The sequence below is a fragment of the Pelagibius sp. Alg239-R121 genome (genome assembly GCF_947331435.1).
In the GTDB taxonomy this organism is placed as follows: Bacteria; Pseudomonadota; Alphaproteobacteria; order Kiloniellales; family Kiloniellaceae; genus Denitrobaculum.
In genome coordinates this window covers 85,931-107,956 of record NZ_CAMZOF010000002.1, presented here as the reverse complement: position 1 = coordinate 107,956, position 22,026 = coordinate 85,931, and the positions used below count along the sequence as shown (strand labels likewise).

13 protein-coding genes are annotated in these 22,026 nt (G+C 54.4%); 7 read left to right on the top strand and 6 right to left on the bottom strand.

Annotation, left to right across the window (positions count from 1 at the left end; all coding sequences use genetic code 11):
- Nucleotides 1-35: 35 nt before the first annotated feature.
- The 5 genes from QMZ18_RS07735 to QMZ18_RS07715 all read right to left on the bottom strand — a co-directional run bounded on the left by QMZ18_RS07735 (nt 36) and on the right by QMZ18_RS07715 (nt 7,740).
- Nucleotides 36-1,280, bottom strand: a complete 1,245-nt coding sequence (locus tag QMZ18_RS07735; protein WP_282605701.1) for a hypothetical protein — start codon at nt 1,278-1,280, stop codon at nt 36-38.
- Nucleotides 1,281-1,286: 6 nt separating this feature from the next.
- Nucleotides 1,287-3,230: a serine protease gene (locus tag QMZ18_RS07730; protein WP_282605700.1), complete on the bottom strand. Its 1,944-nt coding sequence runs from the start codon at nt 3,228-3,230 to the stop codon at nt 1,287-1,289.
- Nucleotides 3,231-3,356: 126 nt separating this feature from the next.
- On the bottom strand, nt 3,357-4,214 hold the full coding sequence (locus QMZ18_RS07725) for a hypothetical protein (RefSeq protein WP_282605699.1): 858 nt from the start codon (nt 4,212-4,214) through the stop codon (nt 3,357-3,359).
- Nucleotides 4,215-5,356: 1,142 nt separating this feature from the next.
- Complete coding sequence (locus tag QMZ18_RS07720) at nt 5,357-6,085, bottom strand: hypothetical protein (protein ID WP_282605698.1); 729 nt, start codon at nt 6,083-6,085, stop codon at nt 5,357-5,359.
- 452 nt (nt 6,086-6,537) lie between these two features.
- Complete coding sequence (locus QMZ18_RS07715; protein WP_282605697.1) at nt 6,538-7,740, bottom strand: hypothetical protein; 1,203 nt, start codon at nt 7,738-7,740, stop codon at nt 6,538-6,540.
- 404 nt (nt 7,741-8,144) lie between these two features.
- Between QMZ18_RS07715 and QMZ18_RS07710 the strand changes: the two genes are divergently transcribed.
- The 5 genes from QMZ18_RS07710 to QMZ18_RS07685 all read left to right on the top strand — a co-directional run bounded on the left by QMZ18_RS07710 (nt 8,145) and on the right by QMZ18_RS07685 (nt 17,160).
- Complete coding sequence (locus QMZ18_RS07710; RefSeq protein WP_282605696.1) at nt 8,145-11,576, top strand: CHAT domain-containing protein; 3,432 nt, start codon at nt 8,145-8,147, stop codon at nt 11,574-11,576.
- Between the two features lie 176 nt (nt 11,577-11,752).
- Nucleotides 11,753-12,739 (top strand): agmatinase, encoded by a 987-nt coding sequence (speB, locus tag QMZ18_RS07705; protein ID WP_282605695.1) that lies wholly within the window; start codon nt 11,753-11,755, stop codon nt 12,737-12,739.
- A 502-nt stretch (nt 12,740-13,241) separates the two neighbouring features.
- Nucleotides 13,242-13,829 (top strand): recombinase family protein, encoded by a 588-nt coding sequence (locus QMZ18_RS37025; protein ID WP_367575943.1) that lies wholly within the window; start codon nt 13,242-13,244, stop codon nt 13,827-13,829.
- Between the two features lie 48 nt (nt 13,830-13,877).
- Nucleotides 13,878-15,398 (top strand): tetratricopeptide repeat protein, encoded by a 1,521-nt coding sequence (locus tag QMZ18_RS07690; protein WP_282605694.1) that lies wholly within the window; start codon nt 13,878-13,880, stop codon nt 15,396-15,398.
- 136 nt (nt 15,399-15,534) lie between these two features.
- Nucleotides 15,535-17,160: a tetratricopeptide repeat protein gene (locus QMZ18_RS07685; protein ID WP_282605693.1), complete on the top strand. Its 1,626-nt coding sequence runs from the start codon at nt 15,535-15,537 to the stop codon at nt 17,158-17,160.
- A 220-nt stretch (nt 17,161-17,380) separates the two neighbouring features.
- Here the strand turns inward: QMZ18_RS07685 and QMZ18_RS07680 are convergent, their stop codons facing one another.
- Nucleotides 17,381-18,109, bottom strand: coding sequence for a GntR family transcriptional regulator (locus QMZ18_RS07680; RefSeq protein WP_282605692.1), 729 nt, complete (start codon nt 18,107-18,109; stop codon nt 17,381-17,383).
- Nucleotides 18,110-18,270: 161 nt separating this feature from the next.
- Between QMZ18_RS07680 and QMZ18_RS07675 the strand changes: the two genes are divergently transcribed.
- Both QMZ18_RS07675 and QMZ18_RS07670 read left to right on the top strand, forming a co-directional pair.
- A complete protein-coding gene (locus tag QMZ18_RS07675) occupies nt 18,271-20,322 on the top strand; it encodes a hydantoinase/oxoprolinase family protein (RefSeq protein WP_282605691.1) in 2,052 nt (683 codons plus the stop codon).
- Nucleotides 20,315-21,988, top strand: a complete 1,674-nt coding sequence (locus tag QMZ18_RS07670; RefSeq protein WP_282605690.1) for a hydantoinase B/oxoprolinase family protein — start codon at nt 20,315-20,317, stop codon at nt 21,986-21,988. The genes QMZ18_RS07675 and QMZ18_RS07670 overlap by 8 nt, the downstream gene beginning before the upstream one ends.
- Nucleotides 21,989-22,026: the final 38 nt, after the last annotated feature.

The following is a 22,026-nucleotide window of genomic DNA, read 5'->3' as shown; positions in this document are numbered from 1 at the left end:
GCCCGTCCTTTCGTAAGGTATTCCGCAAAGACTTATCATTTCGGTATCCTTCGGAATATAACTGTTTGTCCCTGGCGAGGGTTCTTGAAATCAACCGAGGAACAAGATGCCTTACTCTCTTGGCCAACATTACACAGGGTGCGTCGACGCTGCACTTGCCCTCTTGGCGTGCAGGGAAAATTCGAGTTGTCGAGCACGCTCAAACGACCGTCGTCTTCGACCGAGGCTGAAACTGTGCCCTTGCATGTCATTCCATTGGTAAAGCCAAGTTCCTGATCCCCGCCGCCTTCGCCATCAAAGCAGATATTCCAGTTGCTCACTTTTAACGGGCGGTCTTTCCGGCCACCGTCGTAAAGCGTGTAATCGGACTCGAGAGCCCAGCAACCGGCTAGTTTCGAGGTGTCGCGATCGCGAATTGCCTCCTCTATTGTCGGTTCGGCTGGCGCGGGTGGTCCGGAGGGCTCCGGCCGTTCCGCTGTCACGATGCACTGTCGCTCGGCATCGGCAACCGAGCGTTCCAAAGCGGCGATCTCTGCCTCGAGATCTGCCGGCTCATCCGTCTCGGGCTCTATTGGCAGCTCTGCACGCGCACAAAAATTCATGAACCCAAAACCCGCGATACCACACGCAGGGAGAGCCAGGACGAGCAGCCATGCGAGCATCACTGCCAACAACAGCCAGCCAAGCCACCACAACCAAGAGAATGCAGGTGGAGCTGTCGTTGCCACAGGGGCCATTTGCAGAACTGTGACCGGCGGCGTTGTATCCTCGACATCGCTCGTAGAAACGCTGGATGGGGCTGCTGCAATCGATCCGTGTGCAATAAATCGGCTCAGAACGCCGTGGGGCGGCTCGTAAACATCCAGATGATGTGCCCACTGCACGATTACGGGCTGGTCTCCGACTCGGAAAATACACTCGTCGTTGGGCACTTCCACTGCATTGCGTAAAGCAATTGCCAGCGATTGCGCCGCAGGATCACGATCGTCGGCGTACCTTTGCGCCAAGGCGAGGATGTCTTCGATCAGCTTGCCCAGTGCGCTCGTCAATTCAGCTGCTTCAGGCTCTGACAGGGACCGTAAAGCAACCACGTCACCCGGGGCCGAGGTCATCCAGGCAATGCCGCCAGCCTCGTCGGCGGGTTCAGCGAACAGTCTTACATGCCGTTCGGTAAGGTCACGCTCGACAACGCCGGTAATATACTCGAACGAACGCTGTCCGTAATCGCCCAACGGCCGAACATCGTCTATCCTTGTTGTTGCGACACGTCTGTCCACCATTGCCGGTTACTCTTTTGCCGGCGCCGCCGGCGCCTCCTCGTTCGGCTCTTTAGCTGGTTCCGAGTCTTCCGACTGCGCTTCATCACGCGGCACTGGCGGCAGTGTGGAGATTTGCGGCTGGCAGGCTTCTGTTGTTTGATCTGCCCCAGCGCCCGCTTTCGACAAGAAATCCAGCAGTTCTGCCGTATGAAGCGAGAAGTTCAGGAAGCGCTGGGTTGTTTTATCTCTGATTCCGAAGGTGTTTACACCAACCACTCGCCCGCATTGATCAACCAGAGGGCCGCCCGAATTTCCGCTCGAAATATCGGCCGAATGAACAACTGCCAAGGTCCCGTTCGACCCCACGCTTTGCTGCGCGTTTACCGTGCCTTGGGTCATGATCATATCTGGCATGTCCGGTGCGTTCGGATCATACATTTTGCTGCGGGACTGATCGATGGCGAAATAGGCGCCCGGAAATCCGGCGGCAATTACATGCTGAAGCTTGATCGAAGATGTTGAGCCCCAAAGCGGGAAGAACGGTGCATCCGCGCCAGATACCCGCAATAGCGCAAAATCCCGACCAAATTTTACCGTCTGTCCACTTGAAGTCACCAGCTCTGCGCGAAATCCGCGGCCAAGCTGCGCGCTCTTTACATAGATTGATTTTGGACTCCCCAGCTTTGCCTGATCCGATGCTGGGCCAAAAACGACATGATCGTTCGTCACGAACAGATCAGGACCAATGAAGAAACCGGTTCCCGAGCCTGCCGAATTCGCAAAGCTGACAAGCACCATCGCGGTGCGGTCTTCGATATAGCTCAGAAGGTTGGTACTGTCGCCACCGGCCGAGGGCACCGCCACCCGCTCAGGGCGTGGCGGCACGAGGGAATCCGATCCAGCGGCGGACTCCTCCTGCCCATCCGACTCACCGGTCCCGGACGCACCGGCGCGCGCTTTGCCATCCAGCGGCGGGAGAGGCCAATCCGGGAACTCGATGTTTCCGTCGGCCCGGCACACTGCCCCTTCAAGCGCTCGCTTCAACTGGTCCCTGCGCGTCCGAAGCGCATCATTGTTTTCTCGCGCGATTTCTGCGATCTCGGCGTCACTGATAGCTGCCGTGGGCGGATAAAGCAGGACACCGGGAAACGAGAGTAGAAGAAGTGCAACGCCCGTCACCAGCAACAAAACAGCTAAAGGAATCCAGCGCCACCAGGTGCCGCCGCCTCGAGACTGTTCCACCACTGCAACAGTGTGGACCTCCGGAGACTCAGATTCAGCCTCTGTGGCCTGAGCCGCAGCCGCAGCCGCTGCAGGCGCTGCCGCGCTCGCTGTCGCCGCCGATACCGCCGTCGTCGCAGCGAGTGTTTGGTCTTGGGTGTCGTCTGTTTGGGTATCATCTGCCGGCTCTTCAGCCAACTGACCGCCGCCGAACGGACCGGTCATTTCGGCAGCCGAAATCGGAGGCGCAATATCAAGGGGAAGATACCGCCCGATTGTCTCGGCGAAATGTGTTCGCCGGGCGGTCGGCTCGCGCCCGACTTCGCTCGGCATCATGGCCCAATTTACGATCAGCGGCCGATCACCGAGAACCCAAATGTCGGATCTGTCCCGAATATGCAGGGCCGCTCCGATCAACGGTCCCATCTGGGGGTCCTTGAGCGCCTCGGCGACATCCTGCAGCTTTCGCCGTAACAGTGTCTCGACTGGCGCCCGCTCATCCTCATCAAGGCTGTTGAGAGGGCGCGCATCGTCCGGTAAATGCCCATACCACGAGATCACCGCCGGCGCCTCACCATTCCCGCGACGATAAATGGGCTCTGCGAATATGTCTGCGACATCAGGCCCACTCAGGCGGGTCAGTGCAAGGTGCAGAGCCTCATAGTGTTCAACTGCGGGACCGCCAGCAACTTCGATCAGGTCGAGGTCATTTACGTCGGTCTTGGTGACGAAGTATGTACTGCGCGTCACTGATTTACTCCTCGCATCCGGCGCTGAGCGCGCAGAGAGCCCTTATCATCGCCTTCGCCGGGGTGCGCGATCGGCCGGGTGCAACAGCAGCGATTTTTGGTCTCGCTCCCGGTTGATGTTGGATCCTCAGTTTCGGCATAAGCCTTCCCCTTCATAACCCGCCGCTTCGCGAACCGAGCGTGACAGCTCTGCCAGGTCCATGCCTTCGCCGCGCTGCCGATAGAATCCCCCCGTCGCCTCCGCCATACACTGAATCTCGCCGACTGCCGAGAGATCTACGACGTTAATCACCAGCCCGGGTTTCGAACTCTTTGCCTGACGGGCCGCAGCGCAAGGATCGCCACCGCAACTATCCTGTCCATCGGACAGAACCACAATGTTCACGAAGTCATCTGCGCTGTCTCCTCCGCTTAATGAGGCCGCAGCCTTGGTGACCGCGGTGGCAAGTGGCGTTGCGTCCTGGGCTTGGAGGCCGCGAACAGTGCTTACCAAACGTCCCCGATCGCCCGAACCGAACCGCCCATGGGATCGAACGGAACAGGCGTCAAACGATACGAGACCCATTTCAATGTCATCCGGCGCTTTTTGAACGGCGTCGACTGTCACCTTTTTCGCAACCGAAATCCGGGGTTCTCCCGGATAGTTTTCCGCTGCTTTGTTTGCCTTATCCATTTCCGCGGAGAGTCCGGGCAGCTTGAGCATGGAAGCGAAATCTCCACGGCCAACCGCGGCGTTCGCTTCCTGAAAACGGTCGAAGGCTCTCGTAATCCGCTTATCCATTGCTTTTGGAAGGTCGATCGAAAGCGCCATACTGCTGGAGGTATCGAATACGAACACGATTTCGCTGCTTCGTGCCGCCTTCTGGGATGGTGTGCATTGTTCCGGCTTCTCCTCGACAACCTCAGGCTCTTCCTCGACAACCTCAGGTTCTTCCTCGACCGGAGGCTCCGGAGGTGGAGCTTCAGCGACTTTCTCGCATCGCAAACGTGCAACATCTCGCTCGAGAGCAGCAATCTCCGATTCTAACGCTTCACGTTCTCGATTTAATTCTGACGGAAGATGTTCGGCTGCCACACTTCCGGGGCAGGCATTGAAGACCAGTTTCCAGTTTTGCCAGCTTACGCCACATGCCGGAAGCAGAGTATGAAAAACCCCTGCGCTTACGAACAAAAGAAGTAAAACACCTGCAATGACTATGAGGATTTGGCCGGTCGATCCGGATCGCAAGGGCTTGCTCAAATCAGCCCCTCGACTAAACACAACTGCGTGGCTTCGTCTGTTCGCCGCAACATACTCCGGCGATCATCCATGGGAAATCCGGCCTCGGTTATGGAGTGTTGGGCAGGTCTGAATTGCGGAAGCCGTTTTGTGCTGCTCCATGAGTCCATTTTCGGTCTACTGAACGTAATCGCCATTTTGGTGAAATCAGATGCCCTTGAGTGTTATCGATATCGCGGACGAGTTGTAAGTATATAGAAAGCCCCGTCTTGATCCAGTCGATTTAGAGTACAGTGGTTTTTATTCGCGCGAACAGATGAAGAAATGAAAAAAAGCAAATAGCGGAGATACTTTGCCCGCAGAAACAACAGAATTAAACCATACTACGAGCTCTGACTGTGATGCCATCGAATTGCCGTTAGGCGACAGAAATTTTTTCACACGCTACTAAGTTTTGTTATATTTCAGTGCATTATATCCGCATTTTGATGACAGGCTGACCATCTGATTTTTTGAAGCCAAAATATTCAGTCGGAATAGCAATCAACCAATGGCAAGCACCCTAGCCAGTATCATCACGCCAACACCGCCCGGCGCCGCCATGATGACCTTATTGATCGACTAGAAAACAATCCGGTTGTCGATGAGCAAGTTTCAATCATGGCGAGTATTTTGAAAATGGCGGCACAACATCAGCTGTAATCCGGATCCTTTTGTGTGCGGCCCCAAACGATCAGGCTTTGGCAGCCGCTGCTGTTTGCATTCTATCAGTCACTTGCAAAGAACGAATGGCCGAACTTCATGCCTAACAGCATGCCCTTGTTTAGGCGGGAGATGGTCTAGAGACTGATCGTCTTTCTCTGATTCGGTACAAAACGATCGGACTCTAGCCATCATAGAAGATTTTCTCAGGCCAGCGGACTCCCTTGCGCAGGCTGCCGCTGTTTTCTGGCAAAGCCGGCCAGTCCGATTAAGCCAACTGAGAACAGCGATAACGTTCCAGGGGATGGAACAACAGTCGCTCGGGGTCGTCCTGGCGTTGCCGAACCGAACGTAATGTCGTCGAAACCAACTTGGTTCAGCGTTCCGCCAAAGTCGACTGAACGGGCGATACCGTCAAACGCTACACCAATTGGATCCCAGTTACAGAAATCGCCGGTGGGATCACCGGTACAGCCATTGTCCTTCCAATTCAGCGATAGATTTAACGTTGCGAGCAGGTTTCCAGTTCCGTCGATATCGTCGTAGACATTCACGAAGCCTGTATCGAACTGCGTCGTATAAAAGAACGAAAAGCCCGTTGTGAAACCTGCGTCGAAAGTCAGTGTGGCCGTGTTGCCTTGCAGAAAGAACAAAACCGTATCTGGAGACGGTTCATTCGCGAAGTTTCCATTCAATGGAATACCTTTGGTATCGCCATCTTTAATCGCCAGCGAAGCGGAGGAGAAAGAAACGCCGAAGTTTTCGCCTGAGTTGCCCTGACTGTCGACGCCGCCGTTGTAATAATCGCCAACACTGGCCAGATCACCGACTCCCTCAAAATCGAGCACAATTACATTTGCTGATGCTGGCAAGCTAGAAACGCTCAGCAGAGATCCAATAATTAATGGAAAAATTACGCCTTGTTTATAGTTCATTTCAAATACACTCCTGTCTGCACTTGCATTCTTTGGGCGAGGTTTTTGTAATAACGAATGCGCGAGATGGGCGATTTCGAATTACTATCTGATTGCCGCCTCATCGAATGACTGAGCGCGCGTTGCTTTACGATATTCTGATCTGTGTTCGGTCGTTGCCTTGCCGGCGTACCGACTCTCCGGAACACCCTACATAGCCTCTATGCGCCACGCAGTTACGGCACTGTGAGTGAGCTGTAAGCGATCCTTACAGTGTCCTCACATTGTGAAGGATTCACTCGTCAATCCCCGGTATCGTGCCGGCGATGATTATCGACGAACCGCGGGAGCTCTTGATTTTGGTGTGGGAGCGGGGAGGAACCAATGCGACAGGGGATTATGACACTCTTCATCATAATTGAGCCGGCATAGCGAGCCTCTCGGAATACAAGGAGGAGCGATCGCTTCCGATCCTAATCGACTTTTACGACGGTGCGGATAACCGCCCAGTCTTCGGGACTTTGCTGTAACAACTCATCTCGAAACAGCGCTAAATCTCCCTCAGCGACAATGCTGGATGCATCCAGCGAACCCCCGCTGATATTGCGCCGGTAGATTGGTAGATGACTCAAATCAGCCCTGCTCATAACGCAGTAGAGTTTGCTGGTTCCTATAGTTTCCAGTGCAACCGCATATTCACGACGCTCGACGACCTCCTGCCGCGGGATCTGTACGTTTTCGTGAAACCGGGAATCACCATCGATGAGGTTGTCCGTTGATAGAAGCGTTATGACTCCGTCTTCATCCTGCTCCATCAGCACAACAAAAACAGGGTCGCCGTCAAAGTCGTCCGGCACGGCTACGGAAAATATCAAATCCCGGTTCGATCGAACGCGCTTAAATGTAACGCGTGTCCGCGCGACACGCAGTTCAGGTTGCGACAAACCTGGAGTTGATCGAGGTGTTTCGGGAACTTCCGAGATAGTGAGGCTCTCTCCCTTACGCCGGAAAAAATCGAGAAACTCGATGCCATGCGCAAAGAGGTCTATTTTTCGGGCGAGCTCGAGATAGGATTCAAACACACTGCAGGTTGAGGCTTCCCAGCATCGGATCGGCATCTGGAAGCAGTGAGCCAACAGAGCAAAGTCTGCCTTAGGGATGTGTTTATCCTCGCTGGCATGCATGATGCGTTGAAGATAGTTGTTTGTTCTGCCGTGAAGCTGGAAGGGGCCAGGATTGGGCTGCTCCAGCCTTTGCCACTTTGAGCGTCGGCCATCTTCACGGTACTGCAGGTTATGAACGAAGGCTATTTCGGCCTGCGCTGCAAGAATAGCCGGATTGCTGATTTGCAGCACCGACTTAATGCCTGGGTAAAACAAACCGGACACACGGGCGGCTTCCAGGCGTGCTTCAAGACTTACGAGCGGCTCCTTGTGTGCTTCCCAGCGCTCGCCCGACTCGACATAGCTGTGGACGAGATCCGTCTCAATCGCCAACTTGTCTTTCAAATCATCAGGAACGGGAAAGCTCTTCTCGATTTTCACCACTAATTTCCAACCAATAAAAAAGGCTTCGTAAGCCTCTGCTTGCCGGCAAGAGCCTAACCAAAAAAGACGCGAGTGATTTCTGTTGCATGCGATGCTATTTCGTCGCGGGACAACGGTTGGGTACCGCAAGGCCTTGAGCTGAAGTCACTCGCCGGGATTATCGGCGAGTTGGATTGCTCAATGCAAGCGCTCGCTCTGAGGAGCGCGGAAGGACCGGCGGCTCAAGTGGCCGAAAGGCCGCAAATTCAATCGGTCGTCGAGATCGACTTCCGTGTCTGTCGTGAAAGAAGCCCCATGGAGACAACTAACGCTGTCTGGTTGTGGCCGCCGCTCGGGCTCGTGGGATTTAAAGCACCCCTTAGCCAGATATCGATATAGCAGTTATCCACACATAATAATTTCGATTTTGGTCAGCGAGAGTGTGATCCCGTTCAAAGTTTATGCTGCCGCAACGCTGTCGTGGTCAGATTAACGCCCATGGCTACGACAGACTAACATGCTATTCTCAAGCTAGGCTCCGGTCTGAGACTCAGGTGAAATTCGAATTGACACCTGGCGCTCTTCACGAGGTTCTTCTGCCGACATTAGAAAAATGGGATAGCTTACATATGTGGGATAACGCGACGCTGCGCTGCAGATGCACAATCGCTCAGGCTATTGGCGCGAGCATTACGGCGGAGATTGAATTTCCTGATCGTGACTTAGGCGGCCTTCCCATTATCGAAGACGCTCTGAATATTCTTGGCCGGATTCGGAGTAATATGGATCATCCGGCTGCGCATCAGGCGATGGACTGGCTTACGACACGCTTTGCGGCTGTGCAGGACGGCGGTGGCGCATTTTCCAAAAGCGACTTGGCATATACGGATGAGGTGCCACCGGGCTTAGAAGTTATTCATTCGGTATTTGCGTTGCAGCTGCTCTCCGATGCGCCTTCGGGCCCAGTGACGCACGCACTGCAGCAAGCCCTTATCGATCAAACAGAAAAATGTCTGTTGAAGGCTTCGCAAGAAGACAAGGATCACATCCATCGAATTTTGGAAGAGATTGAAGCCGGGCAGTTCGGCCGGTTTGACGAAGTCACTCGTGTTCCAGTCTTGGTGGCGCTCAGCGTTTCGTACATTTCCAAGGCGTCGCCAGCAGACAGCGCGCCGATCAGTTGTGCGATGGAACATCTTGAAGAGGCGAAGACGCTCGCAAAGCTGGGTCAAAGCGCCGCGATCAGCGCTTTGACCCACTTGATACAGGGGAGAGCATTTCTCCGGCGACACGACGGCGACCGGTCGAGCGATCTCGAAAGCGCACTCCACTCTTTTAACTGCGGGCTCGACCTGCCCGACAGCGGCATCAACCCGGTCCGCCGTGCAAGCGCGGCGATGGAACTGGGAACAGTCTACAGCGAAAGAGTTTTGGAAAACCGTGATCGCAATCTCCAAAAGGCTATTGAGTGTTACGAATCTGCTTTGGATGTGTTTGACGAAACGGAAACCCAAACGCAGTGGGCTCACGCGCATATAAATCTTGGAAATGTTTATCAGTGGCTGACGCAGGGAGACCTTACGGAAAACCAGCGGCTGGCTGCGAAAAACTACCACACCGCCTTACGAGTCTTGGATCAGGAAACATCACCGCTTGCCTGGATGGTCGCGACGATGAATCTCGCCTCCCTGATGCTTTGGCAAACTGACGGAGGTCGCTCCAATAATATTGAAACGGCCATCGAACTCTACAATTCGCTTTCCGAGACACTTTCGGGCGATGGCAGCGAATACGATCTGGCCTTTATCGAATTCAATCTTGGTGTCGCCCACGTTGAACGTCTCCAAGAGAACCGTGTGGCCAACCTCGAGGCCGCCACGCGATACATGGAAGCCGCCTTGAATAAGGTGACTCAGGAGGTTTCTCCTCATCAGCACGCTGTTTGGAAGCTGAATCTTGCAGCGACATATCAACACCTTTTCACCTATGACCGGCGCCGGGACCAAGACTTGACGAAGGCGATCGAATTGGGAAAGGAGTGCTTGCTCATCGACGAGCTGAAGACCGACACGCGAAACTTTGCCCGCTTGAACAATAATCTTGGTGTCGCTTACAAGGATTTAGCTACTTACAAGTTCCCCAAACATTGGGATGCCGCTGAAAAGCATCTCGTCGTTGCGAATGAGCTGATGAGCCATTTCGATGCCTCGATCGAGTTCCAGCAACCGCTTGTAGAACTTGCCGATCTTCATCTTAGAAAACACCAATGGGAGGAGGCCGTCAGCTTCTCTACCGCGGCTATTGAGAACATTGAAGCGACATCGTTGAGCGAAGCAACGACCGACGGCGGTCGGCATCACGTATTTGGTCGCATTGCCGAGGTGGCATCGATTGCTGCCTATAGCCAATTGCGCTTAGGACAAGTTGATGCAGCATTGGCGACCTTAGAACACAGCCGTGCCCGCCTCATGGCAGAATCGTTGCGCATCGATCCTCCAGGCACGGTGGCTGAACGTGCTGGTATTGCCGCCCATGCCGGAGCCGAGACCACCGCATCATTCGACCATGAGTGGATGCCAACAAGTCTGCCTGCAAATACAACTTTTGTTGTGATCTTTTCGACAATGGTTGGCGGCGCCGCTGTTTTACTTCACGGTTCCGAAGGAAAAAGATGCAGTACATCGATCTGCTGGCTTGACGAACTTCGGCAAAACCAAGTGGAGGAGCTTCTCAACGGATCAAGCGGCCGCGGCTCGATCCAAGGCTGGATTCCGAGCTATCGCCAAGCCTTCGGTGAAGACTCAAGCGTCGAACTGCAGCTTGTCCGGAGGTGGGCAACGGCTGGTGAAGCAACAACAGATCGCGCCTATCAAGTATGGAATGACACTGTTGGGTCTCAGTCCAAGGAGCTTTGGAGAATTGTTGCCGGTCCGATAGATGAGGCTCTGATTTCACTGGGGCTGGTTGAAGGCGCAAACATTGTTCTTCTCCCGCCGGGTACACTTTCGCTTATGCCGCTACACGCAGCGAGAGGTCGTGTAGGAGAGAAAGAGCAATTGTGTTTCGGCGATTTGTGGTCGGTCAGCTACGCACCCAGCCTGAAAAGTCTATTTACATCAGCGAGGCGTATTTCGGAGCGTGCCGAGTCGGCACAAACCCTCCTGGCGATAGCAGAACCGCAACGAGAATCTAAAGACGTCTCGCCGCTGCCGGGTTCGCAAAGCGAGTTGGGAGTTTTGCGCCGTTATTTCGATGACCGTCAAACCCGTATCCTGTCAGGGTCAGAAGCAACACGAACTGCTGTTTTATCTGCATTGAGCGCAGCGAAGTACATACATGCATCCTGTCACGGCACCTACGATTGGGAGGAACCAAATCAATCGGGGTTGGCTTTGGTCGGTGGTGAACGGCTTACTCTTTCTGATCTTATCGGCGGAACCGAACTTAAAAACAATCGCCTCTTTTTTGCTTCTGCCTGCGAAACCGGCTTCAAGGACCTCGAAAGGGCTCCGGACGAGTTTCTGGGCGTGTCTGCCGGACTGATGCAGGCCGGTGCCCCGAACGTGGTTGGGACCCTGTGGCCTGTATTTGATGATGCCGCGTTCCTGCTGTCCCGCCAATTCTACAAAGCTCTTTTCGAAGAGGATGGCCCGGCCTTTGACAGCCCTGCCAGGGCTCTTCGTGAAGCACAGGCCTGGTTGCGGAACGTGACGTTTGGCTTCCTGGCGGAGGAGTTTGGAACCGTCGAAATCGCTGGAAAGACCATGATTGCCTTACCCTATTCCAGCAAAGCTGCTGTTTTCTCAAGTCGCCTAAATGCCAGCGATAAAGGCAAGATACCGGAAACCGAAGCCAGCTCTTCGTCCTACGAGGTGGAGGAGGACACTGGCGTCGCGAATGCATTGCTGGTCCCGATGGGGGATGAACACGACAAACCCTACGAAAACCCTCACGAATGGGCGGCGTTTTTCGTGTACGGGCCATGATTTTGCGCCACTGCGACTCAACGGGTTAGTGCCGGAAGCGCATTATCTGGGCTCAAACTGCGGCGGGGCGGTGAGCGAAAACCGAACCGGGTTAAACGTGGAACCCGCCTACGATATATGCAATTCATCTCGTATCGGATCAATGCGGTGTTAGGCCTTAATCGAGGGAATTCAAGATGACTCAGCAACTCGGCGATAGTGCGTTTTTGCGCGAAGATTTCTTAGGCCGCAGCGTGGAAATGACATATGGCGGAGCCTTGTCGTTTCTTCGGCGCAAATACACGCACGATATTGCCGGTGCTGACGTCGTTGTCTCGGGTATACCTTTTGACTGTGCGACCACTTTCCGGCCAGGCGCGCGTTTAGGACCGCAGGCCGTGCGCGCTGCGTCGGTCCAATTGGCGGAATTGTTGTCCTTTCCGTTTGGATTCGATCCCTTCGACAAACTTGCAGTGGCCGACTACGGTGATTGCTTTCTCGATTCCGGCTATCCCGAGCAGATCGTGGAGAAGGTTGAAGCTCACGCAGATACTATTCTCGAAAACGGCGCTATGATGCTGACGCTCGGTGGGGACCACTTTGTGACCTATCCGCTGCTGCGCGCACATGCCAAAAAGCATGGTCCTCTATCGTTGATCCACTTTGATGCACACGTCGATACCTGGGATGACGATGGGGAGCGGCTTGATCATGGTTCGATGTTTCTTAGAGCAGTCCGCGAAGGAATCGTGGATCCCACGCGCTCTGTTCAGATTGGCATCCGTACTTTCAACGACAAAACCTTCGGTTTTACGATTTTGGATGCCCCCTGGGTCCACCAGCAAGGTGTTGAAGCGACAGTTGCGGAGATCAAGCGCGTTGTAGGAGCACATAAAGCCTACCTTACGTTTGACATCGACTGCCTGGATCCGAGCTTTGCACCTGGGACAGGAACGCCTGTTGCCGGCGGTCTCTCCAGTGCCCAAGCCCTCTCCATATTGCGGTCCCTCGGCGATCTTGAGTTGATTGCCATGGACGTCGTGGAGGTCGCGCCGGCTTATGACCACGCAGAGATTACGGCAATCGCGGCCGCGACCTTGGCGCACGATTTTCTGTGCTTGATGGCGATTAAGAAGGGGGCGGTGCCTCGGCTACCTGAAGGGGGCGTAGAAGAGCGTTTTTAGGAGGCGAATATCCCTACTCATAATGATCTTGGCCGCCACCTCAAGGGGAGCAGTTACGGGAGGGGGCGATATGACACCCTAAGGGACAATCCCCTTCTTTTTGACCACCTGTATTTTACGGTGATCCGTAATTGCGTCCATCCGAATGGCGAGATATGAGCCAGAAGCTCAGGCGGTGTAACGGGGGCCGTCACCTTGTCCCTTTAAGACTGCTTCGCCCGGGCGAAGAATATTCCTGTAGATAATGATGCCGATAAGCAGTTTGAGCCCAGCCATGGGGTAGTGTCGACCCTCAGTCGTCCGGTCGCGGAATTCATCGTGGCGGCCGGTTCTAAATGCACATTTCACAGCTACATGGGCCTCTCCATTTTTTTTTAAGAGCGGATCCTTGCGGGCCGCAGCATGTTGGCGTCGAGGAGTCAATCAATCAGAAAGACTGTTTGATCGATACGGCCGACACGCCCGGGTCTCGACCTCGGATCAGTCTTGCGAACGACTCATCGTGGAACCCACCGCTTTTGCCGACCGCAGCGCCTACCAAGTCATCGATGTAATCGAAGAAATGGTCTCTGGGACAGAGGCAAACTGGACCGTGCGAAACCCTATCATCGATTTGGGTCAGGCACGCCAGATCGACGCTGTTCTAATTACCGGACCTTCCCGATGGGGCTGCTCAGCCCGGGATCTGCCGGACACACCACATAAGTTGGCGGATTGGAATTTCTCGGTTGATGCCATGAACGGCATAACTTTCGAGCTGGACATACCGCATGGACGCAAGATGGCAACCCTGTTAATGGATACTGCTCAACTTGAACGAGATATGTTGAGTGAACGGGTTAAATCCGGTTTGGCCGCTGCGAGGGCGCGTGGCAAAGCGCTGGGGCGGATGAAAAGCACTCGACCGAAATCAGACAAGCTGTTGCCGAAGATCATTGAGGCCCTAGCTGTGGGAGAAGCTATCGCTGGATCGCACGTGACCTTGGCATCAGCAAAAACACCGTTGCGGATATTGTCAAAAGACGTCGTGAAGAGGATGTGCGGCATCATCGTTGATAAAGCGCAAATAGGGTACAATGAGTTTCATTAAAACAGCTCCAAGACGAGTAGGGCTTGCCTGCCAAAAAGAGAGTCTAGTTTGAGTCAGAAAGATGATACGGCGTTGGCGCGTGCCGTTGCGGTTTGCAGAGCAACGCTTAAGAAAGATCCGATGAATCTGCAGGCATCGTTTGATCTTGGCTTAGCCCTGACGCAGTCGAACCAGATGGTCGAGGGGTTGACGCGCCTGGATCAGGTAGTGAAACGCGTGCCAAATAACCCCCAGCTAAGGCTCGCCTATGCGCAGGCTTTGTTGTTAGGCAAGAAAGTCGATGATGCCTGTATGCATCTCGATGAGACTCTAAGGCTCGCGCCAAACGAACCTCCGGTTCTGTTTAAACTTGCGTCTCTCTATAGATCGGTGGGTAGATTGGACGCTGCGATTGATTGCTTTTCACGCCTAGTGGTCTTGAAGCCCCATGAGCCCTCTGGTTACAGCAATCTCGCAAACGCCATGACGCGAGTAGGACGCTTTAAAGAGGCTTTTCTGCACTACCAGCATGCCATCGCCTTAAATCCACAATCGGCGACGTATCAATTCAATTATGGCAAAGCCCTGGAAGAAGTCGCCGACTACAGTGGTGCTGAAATGGCATATCGCGCAGCCATTGAGCTTCAGTCAGAATTCGTGGAGGCGCATTGGGCTCTGGCTCAACTCTTGTGGCTGCAAGGAGATTTGGAGGCTGCGTGGGAATACTATGATATGCGGTTGTTTCGCCGTGGGTTTGAGCGCCGAACTGAAGTTTTCGCAAAACCAACCTGGGATGGGAGCGATCTAACAGGTAAAACGCTATTGTTTTATGGCGAACAGGGCCATGGCGATGCCATTCAGTTCGTGCGTTATGCTGACATGATCGCCGAACGTGGTGCTCGTGTCATTGTTGAATGCCGGCCAGGGCTTGTCACCTTGTTTCGCAGCCTTGAGACCGTTGATCAGGTCGTGGAGCGAGGCCAACCGTTACCTGCTTTCGACTGCCAACTTTCTATGATGAGCGCGCCTGTCGTGTTCAATACCTCGCGAAAATCTATTCCCGGGAAAACGCCATATCTCTATTCGCGCCCCAAAGATCGTGTAGATCTTCCTGGTGATTCATCCACTTTCAGAGTGGGCCTGGTCTGGGCTGGAAACCCTGACAATCAACCTGCCGACGCGCGTCGGTCTTTTCCGCTTTCCACTTATGACACATTGCTGACTTTGCCAGGCATCGAGTTCTATAGTCTTCAGGTTGGTAAGCCTGCGCAGCAACTGGCGGAAAATGAGTTTGGATCGCGCATTTTTGATCTCGGACCAAAACTGACCGATTTCGCGACCACTGCGGCGGTCGTCGAGCAGCTGGACTTGGTCATTACCACTTGCACGTCGATGCCACATCTCGTTGGGGCACTGGGCAGAGAAGCCTGGTTAGTATTGGGTGCAATACCAGATTTTCGCTGGTTTCTTGAGGGTGAGGACAGTGAATGGTATCCCACAATTCGATTGTTCAGGCAAAAAGAGCGCGGCGACTGGCGACCAGTGATGAACGAAGTCAAATCGGCGTTGGAAGCGCGACTCAAGAATTAGCGTTTGGTGTTTGATCAAGTTCAGGTGTTCGCTCGTTCAGCACCTGGAGTGAGGGTTTCGAGAGACTCTCATTTCAAATCCAGTAGAAAGCCAAGGTGAAATGATGCCTACACAGCAGGCGAAGACAGATCCGAGAATGAATGAGGCGTTTGCAAAATATCGTGCCGGTAAGCGATCTGGTGCAAAAGGCGTGTGTGAAGGGATACTTGCGCAAGATTCCAATCATGGCCCAGCCCGTCACCTGCTGGGGGTTGTATCACTGGAACTTGGCAAGCTTGATGAAGGAGTCGCTCATCTAGAAATCCTGGTTTCACTCTATCCCGATTATCCAGGAGCACAGGCGCTGCTTGCTAAAGCGTTGGCCAACACGGGTCGAACTGAGGACGCCATCGAAGCCCTGAAGGCTGCCATTGCATCGGAACCGGACCAGCACGGTTATCGCATTGCGCTTGCCGGATTTCTGGCTCAGATGGAGGACTTTTCGACCGCACTAGATGTGTTACAACCCGTCCTAGCGCTGAATCCGAACGATCCTTCATTGCTGAACAACATCGGTGGTCTTCTCGCTCGAAATGGTGAGCTCGAAGAGGCTGTCTCTTACTTTGAGCGGGCCGTGCAGGCAAGCGATGTGCACGCAGTTAGTCATTACAATCTTGCAAAGGCCTTGAAAGATGTTGGCAAGCAAGACAAGGCTTTGAAACACTATAAGAGAACTGTTGAGCTGGATCCGGGCTTTGCTACGGCCTGGCGAAATCTTGGTAACCTCTATCTGGATATTGGAGAGGTGGCGCTCGGAGCGAAAGCATATGACCGGGGAACAGCCCTTAAATGGGCACCTGATGCGAAAAGAGCGCCGGACGAAAGCCATCAGAAAACAAGCCGCAGTAAACTGCAGCACGATATCGAGCAACTCGAGTACCTCCTCGCCCACAACAGGCTGAGCTCCGAGTACCAACAGCTGCTTGATGGCTACCGTGCTGTGCTTGAGGGATTGCCAGCGACAGGAGAAAAGAGCGAAGTCGTCGATGTCCCGGAAGAGCATCGCAAATACCTGACGCCATACTTCAATCGCTTGTTTCACCGGCCTTCTGTGCCGGCTCTTAGTGGTCCGGCTGTCAATCCGAACTTTGACGTGGCGGCGGTCGAAGCCGACTATGTCAAAAACGCTCCGGGTATGACCTTTGCCGATGGGTTCCTTACCGAAGAAGCCTTGCGGGAGCTAAGGCGCTTCTGTCTCGAGTCGACAGTTTGGTACAAGCATAGCTTCGCCAAGGGCTATGTCGGCGCCTTCATGGAGGATGGATTTGTCTGCCCGTTGCTCTTACAGATCGCCGATGAGCTCAGAAAAGCCTTCCCGGCGATTTTTGGCGATCACACACTTCGGAAGCTCTGGGCTTTCAAATATGATAGCCGTTTGAGCGGGATTCCTATCCATGCGGATTTTGCCGCGGTTAATGTCAACTTCTGGATTACGCCTGAGGCTGCGAACAAAGATCCCGAGACTGGCGGCTTGGTTGTCTGGGATAAGGAAGCACCATTGAATTGGGATTTTAAAACGTACAATGCAGATGAACAGGCTATGCGCTCGTTTATTGCTGAAAGCGGCGCAAAACCCTACACGATCCCGCATCGTGAAAACCGGATGGTGATGTTTAATTCGGACCTGATCCACGAAACAGGGGAACTGAACTTTGAAGAAGGTTACGAAAACCGCCGGATCAATATCACGATGCTCTATGGTAAGCGCGAAAACTCCACCTAGCACCTTTAGCATCAAGAAAAGCAGCACGGTGCATTGTGAACTGATGTCGTTGTATTCCTTAGAGTGTCATTTCGCCCCCTTCCGCAATTGATCCGTCGCGCGACGGAATGGGTTTCTCAAAACCGCCCCTTGCACTGGTCAGGTGGATCCGATCGGCAGGCTGGATCCGTTTGCTGGCCGATATTTATGACGCCGGCGTGCGTTTATTCGACAAAGCTGTTCATGCCAAACTTAGGTCGAGCTCACCGCTCAGGGATTCTGATCGAGCGAACAGCACGCTCTTAATTCGATCTCTTGTGAGTTGGTGGTGGATCACTGCCAAGCCATCCGCTTGCTCGATATCCTGGGATTCGATCGCCAGAAAAATCTGCCTGTGTTGCCGCGCCGTTTCTTCCAGATGTTTTTTTAAAACGTCTGTCCCTTCGTTCTCCGACGCTTCACTGGGATCGGCAAAGCAGGCCCGCGCCAGGCGAATGGTGCTCAGTAAGGTATTATCGTAGAAATCCGAAAAGTAACGGTTTTTCCCTGCAGCTGAGATGCATTTGTGAAAAGCGTGGTTGGCTTCGGACCGCAGGACACCATTCCCCTCTACGATCGAACGTTCGAACTGCTGCATCTGCGCTTTGATGGAATCCAGGTCCTGGCGTGTGCGGTGTTCGGCAGCGAGACGGTGGACCATGCGGCTGGATATCAGAAGTGCGTCATAGAGTTTCGGCACGTCGTCGAAGTCAAGCGGCGCAACCTTGGCTTTACGGCCATCTCGGACAACCAATCCATCCGCGATCAACTGGATGATCGCTTCTCTGATTGGCGTGCGCGACACACCCATTGTGGTTGCCAGCTCGGCCTCATCCAGCACTTCGCTTGGACGCAGTTCAAGGCGGAGGATCGACTCACGTATGGCACGTGTAACCCTGAAGCCGTCTCTTTCGTTTGAAATTATAGTCATGCCCCACCACTCCTGAAGTCCGAAAGATACAGCCAGTGCAGTGTGTTAGTAAACGGCAAATTCCTGACTTGTCATTTAAGTATATTTTTTGGATACTGAAATGACAAAATAAAATCTATGGCGCAGAACAGAGACCTGCCGCCAGGAGCATCGGAGACTTGATGGCGAATTGGGTAATAGGCGTAGATGTCGGCGGAACGTTTACGGACTTCACGGCGCGTAACACCGAAAGCGGTGAATCCTGCATCCACAAACGGCCGTCGACGCCCGACGATCCCTCCCGCGCGGTTCTCGAAGGTTTGCGAGAGCTCAAGGAAAAGGCAGGTATTCCTGACGATGACATCGAGCGCTTTGCCCATGGAACGACCGTCGCAACCAATGCCTTACTGCAGCGCAAAGGCGCCACTGTCGGAGTTGTGACGACTAAGGGCTTTCGTGATCTGCTGGAAATCGGCCGTCAGGTCCGCCCCCTTATTTACGACCTTCAGATTGACGCACCTGCACCGCTTGCCGAACGCGAAAACCGCCTTGAGGTCAGCGAACGCATCGGCTCCGAGGGGCAAGTCGTCACTGAGTTGACCGATGAAACCCTGAACACATTAATAGGGGAGTTGAAGGCGCTTGAAGCCGTCGACAGCGTCGCGGTTTGCTTTCTTTTCTCATTTCTGAATGGCGCACATGAGAAGAAGGCCGCCACCGCAATCCGTGCGGCTTTGCCGGGTCTTTACGTATCGACTTCTGCCGAAGTGCAGCCTGAGTTCCGCGAGTACGAAAGGTTTTCCACGACGCTGATAAACGCCTTTCTGCAACCTGAAGTCGGCCGCTACATGGACCGGTTGAAGGGCGCTATGTCGAACGCGGCGCCGAAAGCAAAATTCGGTATCTTTCAGTCTAGTGGCGGTTTGATGTCGGTGGAGCGTGCCTCGCGGTATCCCGTGCGCACGGCCTTATCGGGACCTGCAGCGGGTGCGGTTGGCGCCGCGGCGGCGGCCGGGGCTTCGGAAATCGAGAACGTCATAACACTCGATATGGGTGGAACCAGCACTGATGTCTGTCTGATTCAAGGCGGCAAGACGACCATTGCCAGCATGCGCGATATCGCCGGTTTTCGTATTCGTCTTCCCATGGTCGATATCCACACTGTTGGCGCGGGTGGCGGGTCGATCGCGCATATCGGCACCGACGGCTTGATGAAGGTTGGTCCGGAAAGCGCCGGTGCCGTTCCCGGCCCGGCATGCTATGGCAAAGGCGGTACCAAGCCGACGGTCTCCGATGCAAATGTGCTGCTGGGTCGCCTGCCCAGGTCACTCGCCGGCGGCGAGTTGGTCGTCGATCGCTCGAAGGCGGAAGCTGCGGTTACCGGTCTCGCGCAGACGCTGGGTATTTCCCTGACCAAGGCGGCGCTCGGAATTACCGGCATCGTCACGTCGAACATGACACGGGCCATAAGGGCTGTTTCGGTCGAGAAGGGCCATGATCCACGCGATTTCACTCTGATGCCCTTCGGCGGTGCAGGCGGGCTCCATGCTGCGGATGTCGCACGATCTTTGGGGATAAAGAGAGTTCTTGTGCCCTACGCACCCGGCATTCTCTGCGCCGAAGGCTTGATTCAATCAGACCTGCAGGAAAACTACGTGGCAACATGCCGAACGCCACTAGGTGAATCTCTCGCGCAGGTTAGAAAGGCGGCAGCCTCTCTGTCGCAGCAGGCCGAAAAATGGCTCGCGCTGGAAGCTGCAGATGCTGCAGACGGCCGCCAAATCCTATCCTTCGATATGCGATACATCGGACAGAATTACGAACTACCCGTTGAAGTTTCCGAAAGCACCGGCACGCCGGAAGTTCCGGATATCGCGAAGTTACGCGAAGATTTCTTTGCAGTGCACGAACGTACCTACGGCCACGTCGATCGCGAAGCACCTGTTGAAATCGTAAACCTGCGCCTGCGGGTTGTCGCATCTTTGGGCCGGAAGGCGGCAGGTAACACTCAACCGGCGGGGTCCGGCGAAGCGCAGTCCACTCAGGAGGTCTGGTTCTCGGAGGGCAGCCCGATCGATACGCCCATCTACGCCCGCGAGAACCTGCCACAAGGCACGATCCTTCAAGGACCTGCAATTATCACTCAGCTCGACGCGACAACGGTGGTCCCGCCCTGGGCAGATATCAAGATCGACTCTGCGCTGAACATGATTATGGAGGTCAAGAATGTCTAACGCGACTGAACTCGATCCCATTGCGCTTGAAATTAGTTGGAACGGCCTGAAATCGATTGCCGACGAATGCTTCCTGGCGATAATGCGCAGCGCCTTCTCGACCAACATCAAGGAACGCCACGATCATTCTACAGCGATTGCCGACGCGCGCGGACGCCTGATCGTTCAAGCTGAAAACGCGTTGCCGATTCACCTCGCTTCGATGTCGGGACTGATGCGTTTCATTCTGGATCAGTACGGCGACACCATTGCGCCGGGCGATATTTTCATTGGCAACGACCCGCATGTCGCTGGCGGTACGCACCTGCCAGATATCAATCTGGCAATGCCTGTGTTCCACGGTGAAACACTCGTCGGCTTTGTTGCCAATATCGTACACCATGCCGATGTCGGCGGCGCTGCCGTCGGTTCCATGTCCGGCGGGCTCGATGACATCTATAAGGAGGGGCTCAGGATCCCCATCGTGCGGCTCTATGCTCGAGGGGTGGTTCAAGACGATATCATGCGTCTTCTCTTGTTGAACATGCGCCTGCCTGAGGAGCGAAAAGGCGATCTAAACGCACAAATCGCAGCAGTCAAATTGGGTGCCGCTCGTCTTAACGAGGTGCTTGATCAGCAGGGTACAGAATATGTCGCCAAGCTGTTCGATGAAATCGTGACGCGGACCACAAAACGCATGCAGGCCGCCATCGCGCGTTTGCCGGACGGCCGTTACGCCTTTTCAGATGTCATGGACGATGACGGTGCAGGGACTTTCGATATTCGAATAAACCTTGTTATCACGAAGACGGGTGAGCGAATCCTGTTCGACTTTGATGGAACCGATGATCAGGTCCCTGGCAATTTCAATCTCAAGCTCAATGCCACGCAGTCCGCGGTATGCTTTTCGCTGAAGGCACTGCTGGACCCCGATGTGCCGAACAATCAGGGCATCTTCGACGCCATTGAAATCAGGGCGCCGGAAGGATGTTTTGTCAATTGCTCCGCCCCGGCACCCGTGGCACTTCGAGCAAACACCTGCCAGCGTGTGGTTGATATCGTGATAGGTGCGCTGGCAGATACATTGCCCGATCAAGTGGTTGCGGCAGCAAACGGCGCCAATACCAGTGCCGTTTTTGCAGGGAACGACCCGCGAAACGGTCAGCAATACGTTTATCTGGAAACGCTGGGCGGTGGCATGGGAGCCCGCGCCACCAAAGACGGGAAAGACGGCGTACAGGTACACATCACCAATACATCAAACTTGCCAATCGAAGCCATCGAACTCGAATATCCGCTTCGGGTCGAGGAATACGCCTTGGTCGAAGACTCCGGTGGTGCAGGCCGGTTCAGAGGCGGGATGGGGATCCGCCGCTCAATCCGCCCCATCGGTCACACCTGCGAGTTCAACGGTGTCGGTGAGCGTTTCAGAAACCGGCCTTGGGGTCTCTTCGGCGGCAAAGAAGGTGCGCCGGGCAGGTTTCAGCTGCGGCGGGACGACGGTCAAATTGAGAGCTTACTGTCGAAGACGGCGGAGGTTCGCCTGTCGCCCGACACGACCGCAGTGATCGAGACACCAGGCGCCGGTGGATATGGTTTGCCGTCGGAACGTTCCTCTTCAGACATCGCATGCGATCAGAAATCGGGAAAGTTCTCCCCGGCGTTTTTGAAGAAGAATTACCTCTAGTCGACACAATTAATCGACCCGCGGACAGACAAGGGTCA